General features: G+C 52.0%; 10 protein-coding genes and 1 tRNA gene. All 11 read right to left on the bottom strand.

Features of this window, described 5'->3' with window-relative positions; genetic code table 11:
- Window positions 1-731 (bottom strand): DNA-directed RNA polymerase subunit beta' (locus PHC90_13760; GenBank protein MDD3847409.1); only part of this gene is annotated, 731 nt, incomplete at its 3' end.
- A 15-nt stretch (window positions 732-746) separates the two neighbouring features.
- Window positions 747-4,862: a DNA-directed RNA polymerase subunit beta gene (gene rpoB / locus PHC90_13755; GenBank protein MDD3847408.1), complete on the bottom strand. Its 4,116-nt coding sequence runs from the start codon at window positions 4,860-4,862 to the stop codon at window positions 747-749.
- Between the two features lie 101 nt (window positions 4,863-4,963).
- Window positions 4,964-5,356 carry a 50S ribosomal protein L7/L12 gene (rplL, locus tag PHC90_13750; GenBank protein MDD3847407.1) on the bottom strand — a complete coding sequence of 131 codons (393 nt, stop codon included), beginning with the start codon at window positions 5,354-5,356 and terminating at the stop codon, window positions 4,964-4,966.
- Window positions 5,357-5,372: 16 nt separating this feature from the next.
- Complete coding sequence (gene rplJ, locus PHC90_13745; GenBank protein ID MDD3847406.1) at window positions 5,373-5,894, bottom strand: 50S ribosomal protein L10; 522 nt, start codon at window positions 5,892-5,894, stop codon at window positions 5,373-5,375.
- A 135-nt stretch (window positions 5,895-6,029) separates the two neighbouring features.
- The gene (gene rplA / locus PHC90_13740) at window positions 6,030-6,731 is read right to left on the bottom strand and encodes a 50S ribosomal protein L1 (protein ID MDD3847405.1); all 702 of its coding nucleotides are present in this window, start codon (window positions 6,729-6,731) and stop codon (window positions 6,030-6,032) included.
- A 68-nt stretch (window positions 6,732-6,799) separates the two neighbouring features.
- Window positions 6,800-7,228: a 50S ribosomal protein L11 gene (gene rplK / locus PHC90_13735; GenBank protein MDD3847404.1), complete on the bottom strand. Its 429-nt coding sequence runs from the start codon at window positions 7,226-7,228 to the stop codon at window positions 6,800-6,802.
- A gap of 13 nt (window positions 7,229-7,241) precedes the next feature.
- Entirely contained in the window at window positions 7,242-7,775 is a 534-nt protein-coding gene (nusG, locus tag PHC90_13730) for a transcription termination/antitermination protein NusG (GenBank protein ID MDD3847403.1), read from the bottom strand.
- An 18-nt stretch (window positions 7,776-7,793) separates the two neighbouring features.
- Window positions 7,794-7,994 carry a preprotein translocase subunit SecE gene (gene secE, locus PHC90_13725; GenBank protein ID MDD3847402.1) on the bottom strand — a complete coding sequence of 67 codons (201 nt, stop codon included), beginning with the start codon at window positions 7,992-7,994 and terminating at the stop codon, window positions 7,794-7,796.
- Window positions 7,995-8,013: 19 nt separating this feature from the next.
- A tRNA-Trp gene (locus PHC90_13720) sits at window positions 8,014-8,087 on the bottom strand.
- Window positions 8,088-8,094: 7 nt separating this feature from the next.
- Entirely contained in the window at window positions 8,095-8,244 is a 150-nt protein-coding gene (gene rpmG / locus PHC90_13715; GenBank protein ID MDD3847401.1) for a 50S ribosomal protein L33, read from the bottom strand.
- 12 nt (window positions 8,245-8,256) lie between these two features.
- Window positions 8,257-8,363: hypothetical protein (locus PHC90_13710; GenBank protein MDD3847400.1), on the bottom strand; the 107-nt coding region annotated here is incomplete at its 5' end.

Below are 8,363 nucleotides of genomic sequence, written 5' to 3'. Positions count from 1 at the left end.
AGTACGGGGACGATATCGAGTATCATCCATTCCGGTCTCACACCCGAGACCTTAAAAGCATCCACCACTTTCAGACGCCGCGCTATCTTTTTCTTTTTTGCGTCGCTCGATGTATCCCGCATGTCTATACGGAGAGTCTTGCCGAGTTCGTCGACATTGATCTTCTTCAGACATTCTCTGATGGCCTCAGCGCCTATGCCGCCGACAAAACCCTCGCCGTATTTCTCGCGAGCTTCGATATATTTCTCCTCGCTTATTATCTCGCAAAAGCTGTAAGGAGAATCGCCGGGTTCGACGACGATGTACATCTCGAAGTAGAGAACCCGTTCCACTTCCTTTATGGTAAGTTCGAGGAGCGTGCCTATCTTGCTCGGCATGCTCTTGAGGAACCAGATGTGGGCCACGGGGCAGGCCAGCTTGATGTGTCCCATGCGCTCGCGGCGAACCTTGGACTGAATGACCTCCACGCCGCATTTCTCGCATATGATGCCGCGGTGTTTCATCCTCTTGTATTTGCCGCAGATACATTCGTAGTCCTTTACGGGACCGAATATCTTGGCGCAGAAAAGTCCGTCCCGCTCTGGCTTGAATGTCCGGTAGTTGATCGTCTCCGGTTTCTTTACCTCTCCATAGGACCATTTCTCGATAAGTTCGGGCGAGGCAAGGGAGATCTTGATCGCCATGTAGTTCAGGGGGTCCCGCTGTTTGTCTGATTTAAAATATTCTTCCAAGGTTGTTCCTCCTTGTTACTCTTCTTTAAGGAGCTCTACGTCGATGCAGAGGCCCTGCAGTTCTTTGACCAGAACGTTGAAAGATTCCGGCAGATTCGGTTCAAGGACATCCTCGCCCTTGACTATCGCTTCGTAGGCCCTGATCCTTCCATTAACGTCGTCGGACTTGATAGTGAGGAATTCCTGCAGAGAGTAGGCTGCTCCGTACCCTTCGAGAGCCCATACCTCCATCTCACCCAGTCTCTGACCTCCGAACTGCGCCTTGCCGCCGAGAGGCTGCTGGGTCACAAGTGAATAGGGTCCGATCGACCGGGCGTGGATCTTGTCGTCAACGAGATGATGGAGCTTCAAAAAGTACATGTTTCCAATGGTGATCTTGTGGTGAAATGCTTCGCCGGTCCTGCCGTCGAAGAGCGTCGTCTGCCGGGAATCGGCGAGGCCCGCCGCCTTGAAGAACTCCCTGATCTCCTCCTCCTTTGCGCTGTCGAAAACAGGGACGGCGATGTTCACGCCGTTCCTCATGGCCTCTGCAATTGAAGCCATCTCCTGGTCGTCAAGGCGATCGATGACGCCCTTGAGTTCGTTATTGGAGAAGGTCTTCTTCAGGAGTTTCTTGAGGGGCTGTGAATCGGCGGCACCCTGGTAGAAACTGTCGACCATTTCGCCGATGCGTTTACCCATTTCTTTTGCGGCCCAACCCAGATGGGTCTCCAGGATCTGGCCCGCGTTCATACGTGAGGGGACGCCGAGAGGATTGAGAACGATGTCGATGGGCGTTCCGTCTTCAGTGAAGGGCATGTCCTCTTCAGGGAGGATTATGGAAACAATGCCCTTGTTCCCGTGGCGACCGGATACCTTGTCGCCCACTGCGACCTTCCGTTTCATGGCCACGTAGACCTTGATGGTCTTAATGACACCTGGAGGCAGCTCGTCCCCCTTTTTTATCTTGTTGATCTTGTCTTCGTATATGATGTGGATAATGTCGACCTGATTCTCCTTGCTCTCCACGACCTTCGCTATTCTCGATTCCAGCTCGGGATCGCCGAACTTCATCTCCTGAAGCCTCTCGAAGCTCGTGGAGTCTATCTTCTCCCTCGCGAGAGCCTCGCCCTTCTTCAGAATAACCTTTCCCTTGCTGTCCTTGATATCGGAAGGAGCGATCCTTCCCTCCAGCAGTTCCGCTATCTTCGCCTTCTTGCTGTCGAGGATGATCTTTATCTGGTCTTCCTGATCCTTCAGGATGTTGGATATCTCTTTGTCTTCTATGTCGCGGCTGCGGTCATCCTTGTCGATGCCCCTGCGTGAAAGGACCTTGACATCGATGATGATCCCCTCAATACCATGGGGAACCCTGAGGCTTGTGTCTTTCACGTCGCCGGCCTTCTCCCCGAATATGGCCCTGAGCAGTTTTTCTTCAGGGGTAAGCTGGGTTTCGCCCTTGGGCGTTACCTTGCCTACGAGAATATCGCTCGGTTTGACCGTTGCGCCGACCCTGACGATACCGCTTTCATCGAGGTCCTTCAAGGCGTCGTCGCCGACATTGGGGATGTCCCTCGTCACCTCTTCCTTCCCAAGCTTGGTATCGCGGACCACGCACTCCAGCTCTTCAATGTGAATCGACGTGAAGACGTCTTCCTTCACCAGTCGTTCGTTGATGAGAACGGAGTCCTCGTAATTGTAGCCTCTCCAGGGCATGAAAGCCACCATGACGTTCTTGCCCAGCGCCAGTTCGCCTCTGTCGGTGGAAGGACCATCGGCAAGGACGTCGCCCTTCTTTACAAAATCCCCTTCCCTGACGATGACGCGCTGATTGATACAGGTGTCCTGATTGGACCGCCTGAATTTGAGGAGTTTATAGACGTCTATCTTCGTCGCCGTCTCGTCGTGACCCTTCTTTTCCTCGTACTTGAGGATGATACGGCTCGCGTCGACGCTTTCGATGATACCGTCGTGCCGTGCCATGATCGTTACCCGGGAATCCCTGCCGACAATGCGTTCCATGCCGGTACCGATGATCGGAGCTTCGGTAATGATAAGCGGCACAGCCTGGCGCTGCATATTGGAGCCCATGAGAGCCCTGTTCGCGTCGTCATGCTCGAGAAAGGGGATCAGCGCCGCTGAGGCGCTGACAAGCTGTTTCGGAGAAACATCCATGAATTCGACCTGGTCGGGGTTGACAAGATACACGCTGCCGCCCTTCTGAGCGGCGATCAGGTCCCCTGTCAGCCTGCCCTCTTTATCCACCGGAGCATTGGCCTGGGCGATATAGTACTGTTCTTCTTCGAGGGCGCTCAGATACTTGACGTTGTCGGTGACCTTCTTCTCCTCTACCCGGCGGTAGGGGGCCTCTATGAACCCGAACTCGTTGACCTTCGCAAAGGTGGACAGGGATGCGATAAGGCCGATATTGGGACCTTCCGGCGTTTCAATGGGACAGATCCTTCCATAGTGGGTCGGATGGACGTCGCGGACTTCGAAACCAGCCCTTTCACGGGTGAGGCCTCCGGGGCCCAGGGCGGAGAGCCTGCGTTTGTGGGTAATCTCACTGAGCGGGTTCGTCTGGTCCATGAACTGGGAGAGCTGGCTGCTGGCAAAGAAATCCTTGACCGCCGTAGCGACCGGCTTCGGATTCACGAGGTCGTGGGGCATGAGAGTTTCCATCTCGGGAAAGGTCAGCCTTTCCTTGATGGCGCGTTCCATGCGCACAAGACCCATCCTGAACTGGTTCTCGAGGAGTTCGCCCACCGTGCGGACCCTCCTGTTGCCGAGATGGTCGATGTCATCCCCCGGCCCGCGGGCATCTTTCAGCTTCAAGAGCTGCCGCACCACCTCGATTATGTCCTCTCTCCTGAGGATTGTCATATCGAGGGCGACGTCGAGACTCAGACGATGGTTGATCTTGAGTCTGCCGACCCGCGAAAGATCGTACCGCTCAGGGCTGAAGAACATGTTCTGTATCAATGTCTCGGCAAATTCGATGGTCGGCGGGTCACCGGGTCTCAATTTGCGGTATATCTCGATAAGGGCCTCGTCTTTCGTGGAAACCTTGTCGACATTGAGGGTATTGCGCAGTGACGGGCTTACATTGAAGTTATCTATGAAAAGGATCTGGAAGCTTTTCACCTTCTTTTCGACAAGGTTTTCAAGATCGTCGGCCGTGATCTCCTTGTTGATGGGTATGAGGACCTCTTTGGTCTTGGGATCGATGATGTCGCCCGAGGCCGCCTTCCCGATGACATCTTCTTCGGTCACGGGAATTTCATGGATATTGGCCTGCTCCATCTTCCTGATGACGGCCTTTGTGATCTTCTTGTGTTTTTTGACAAGGATCTCGGCGGTCTTTTCGTTGACAATGTCAGAGGGGGCCTTCTGGCCCAGAAGCAGTTCAAGTGGAGTTTCTTTGAACAATCTCTTGTCCTTAACGACGATCGTCTCTTTCTCGTAAAAGTAATCGAGGATCTCCTTCTCCGAATAACCAAGTGCCTTGAGAAAGAGGGTTACGGGTATCTTCTTTTTCTTGTCGATCCTGACATAAACGAGTTCCTTGTGGTCGAATTCAAAATCGAGCCAGGAACCTCGATAGGGTATGACGCGGGCTGTATAGGATACGCTCCCGCCTATTGTCGTCTTGCTCTGATCCGTGTCGAAATAGACCCCCGGCGACCGGTGAAGCTGGCTGACGATGACGCGCTCCGTACCATTTATGATAAAGGTTCCCCGCTCCGTCATGAGCGGTATCTCCCCGAAATAGACGTCCTGTTCCTTCACGGCGCGTATGTCCCGCGCCTTTGTATCGGCATCGATGTTCCACACGACGAGCCGGATGGTGACCTTCATGGGGGCGGCATACGTAAGACCCCTTACGATGCATTCTTCTTCAGAGTTCTTGGGATCGCCCATATCGTATTTCACGAACTCCAGGGTTGTCGTCTCATGAGAATCCCTTATGGGGAAAACGCTGTTGAAAACGGCCTGCAGACCGATCGTGTCCCTCTTATCCGCCGTAATGTCTCTCTGCAAGAACTTCTCGTAAGAATCAAGCTGGATCTCGATGAGATTCGGTATCTCGAGAACCTCTTTGATCTTTCCGTAATTCTTCCGGAATATCCTGTTATGGAAGGTTTCTTTCATAAATTTATCTCACCTCATTTGGGTGTTGAAACTGAAGACAGGGATCCAGTATGAGGCTTACCGCTTCCATACCGGACCCCTGTTTCCTGCACAATTGCTTGTTAATCAACCTTAACCTGTCCGCTGACTTCTTCAAGCTGTTTCTTAATGTTGGCAGCTTCGTCTTTGGAGACAGCTTCTTTAACCGCTTTCGGCACTCCTTCAACCAGATCCTTTGCTTCCTTGAGTCCGAGGCCCGTGATGGCACGGACGACTTTGATAACCTGGATCTTCTTCTCTGCTTCGTATCCCGTGAGGGTAACGTTGAATTCGGTCTTCTCCTCCGCGGCCTCCGCGGCGGGAGCCGCTGCGGCTCCGGCGCCCATTCCTGCGGCCATCATGGGCATCGCTGCCTGTACGCCGAATTTGTCTTCCAACTCCTTGACGAACTCGGAGAGTTCGAGTACGGTCATATTTTCAATAAACTGGATAACTTCTTCCCGTGAAATACTCATCTTATTTGATCCTCCTTCATGCCTGTTCTTTTTGTGCCTTGATAGAATTAAGCACGAGCATAAGCTTATTCAGATTTCCCGACAATGCATAGACGAGACGCGTCGGCTGGCCCTTGAGAAGACCGACGAACTTGCCGAGCAATGCTTCTCTCGACGGAAGCGTCGCCAATTTCTGGATCTCTTCCGCCGTGATCGCACGGTTGCCGATGTATCCAGCCTTCATCTTCAGGTTGGGCATCTCTTTAGCCAGGCCGGCAATGACCTTCGCCGGGCCAATCGGGTCCGTGTTGGTGCAGATGATCGCGTTGGGACCATCAAACTTGTCGTAAAGAGCTTCTGCTTTTGTACCCTTTGACGCTATTCTCAGAAGAGTGTTCTTGACAACTGTGAATTCGGTGCCGACATTTCGCAGTTCTCTTCTGAGCTTCGTCACCTGCGCTACATTCATACCGCTGTAGTCCGCCAGGAAAAGGCAATCGAGCTCTTTCAGCCTTGATCCCAGTTCCTCAACAACCTTTGTTTTCTTTTGCCGTTCCAATGGTTTTTTTCCCTCCTTTCTGTAGAATATGTATGGAAAGTCAGGGAGACCATGCTAACGAAAAGTCTCGGCAGGCCGCGCTCGTTTACTGACGCTTGTCTATTAGCGTCACACCTGCTTTCTCTGACTCTTTCCCTATTTCGTCAGGCTTCGCGCATAAGAAGGGTCGATCTTTATACCAGGGCTCATCGTGGTACTGATCGCCATTCCCTTTACATACGTTCCTTTGCTTGTGGGCGGTTTGAGCCTTATAACCGCATCGAGGAGTGACTTGAGGTTTTCAAGAAGTTTCTCTTTCCCGAAACTTATCTTTCCAACGGGGACATGGAGGTTGCCTGCCTTGTCTACTCTGAACTCGACCCGGCCGGCCTTCATTTCCTTCACGGTTTTTGCGATATCGAATGTCACCGTGCCAACCTTGGGGTTAGGCATAAGACCCCTTGGCCCCAGTATCTTTCCCAATTTACTGACCATTCCCATGACATCGGGAGTTGCGATGGCTTTATCGAAATCCATCCATCCCTTCTGGATCTTTTCGATCAGATCCTCGGCCCCGACTGTATCCGCGCCTGCATCCTGGGCCTCTTTTTCCTTTTCGCCCTTTGCAAACACCAGGACCCGGACCGACTTACCAAGCCCGTTGGGAAGAGCGACGCTGCCACGGACCATCTGATCAGCGTGGCGGGGGTCCACTCCCAATCTCAGTGCAAGCTCCACGGTCTCATCGAACTTCGCGTAGCAGACCTGAGGCAAAAGTTCCATTGCCTCGTCGATTTCATAACGTTTTTCGCGATCGATCTTCGTCCTCGCTTCGACATATTTTTTTGCAAGTGCCATTTTATGTTCACCTCTTCATTGGATAGACGCCAACACGCTGTCGTGAACGTGCCAGGCGCCCCTTTATATCACCCTTCGACAACCTCGAGACCCATGCTTCTCACCGAACCTTCGATGATCTTCATAGCGCCTTCAAGGTCCTTGGCGTTGAGATCGACCATCTTAAGCTGTGCGATCTCCTGGACTGAAGACTTCGTTATCGAACCTACCGTTTCCTTCCTCGGGGCATGGGCGCCCTTTGCCAGCTTCGCTGCCTTCTTTATGAGAAATGACGCCGGAGGCGTCTTCGTCACAAAGGTGAAGGTCCTGTCCGAAAATATCGTGATCAGGGCCGGGATGATCGTCCCCTCCTGGCTCTTGGTCCTTTCATTGAAAGCCTTGCAGAACTCCATGATATTAACGCCATGCTGGCCGAGTGCAGGACCGACAGGGGGCGACGGGGTCGCCTGACCAGCCTGTAGCTGGAGTTTTACCAATGCGATAACTTTCTTTGCCATTTCTTATGCTCCTTCACATTTTCTCTATCTGGATAAAATCAAGTTCTACCGGTGTCGTTCTGCCGAAAATATTCAAAAGGACTTTGACTTTGCCTTTTTCCGGCTTTATCTCCTCGACATTACCGGTAAAATTGGTGAACGGCCCCTCGGTAACCTTGATGCCGTCGCCCTTTTCGAACCTGATCTTCGGTTTGATCTTTCCCTTGCCTTCCTGGATCGCGTTGATTATATCATTCACTTCCTTCTCGGGAAGTGCCGGGGGATTCATTTTATCATAGCCGACAAAACCGGTCACTTTAGGCGTATTGCGCACAAAATGCCAGGTCGTGTCGTTCATAAGCATATTGACGATGATATATCCCGGGAAGACAGTCCTCTGGGACTTTTTCACCTGTCCCTTCACCTTCTCCATAATAATCTCAGAAGGAACGATGATATCCCCGAAATACTCCTCCATCTTTGTGATCTTGATGTTCTCTTCCAACATCTCCTTTACTTTCTGTTCGTATCCCGAATAGGTGTGGACAACATACCATTTTTTATCCATTGAATTTTCCACCGGTCCTTACCGTAAGAGGGCCTGGATGATCTTCGCGAGGCCTATATCGACTACGCCGAGAAAGAGTGCCGAGACAACAACGGTTATGAGTACGATATACGTCCCCTTCATGGCATCTTTTCTGGATGGCCAGGTTACCCTTTTCCCTTCGTGATACACTTCCCGGAAATAATCCTTTACAGGCTCAAATCTGCTTTTCAAATCCATTCATTTCACCATAGATTATCAGGCCAGGAGGGATTCGAACCCCCAACACCCGGATTTGGAGTCCGGTGCTCTATCCGTTAGAGCTACTGGCCTTTATGTGTTATTTCGTCTCCTTATGGCTCGTGTGCTTCCTGCAGGAGTTGCAATATTTCTTCATTTCAAGCCTGTCGGGAGTCTTCTGCTTGTTCTTTGTCGTTGTGTAATTTCGCCTTTTGCATTCCCCGCAGGCCAATATAACAAGTTGCCGCATTGTAATTCCCCTTTATTCAATTATCTCGGTGACGACGCCGGCACCGACTGTCTTGCCGCCCTCACGGATGGCGAAACGGAGTTCCTTTTCCAGTGCGATGGGGGTGACAAGCTCAACGG

This window comes from Syntrophorhabdaceae bacterium (genome assembly GCA_028698615.1).
In the GTDB taxonomy this organism is placed as follows: domain Bacteria; phylum Desulfobacterota; class Syntrophorhabdia; order Syntrophorhabdales; family Syntrophorhabdaceae; genus Delta-02.
This window is presented reverse-complemented; position numbering and strand designations above follow the sequence as displayed.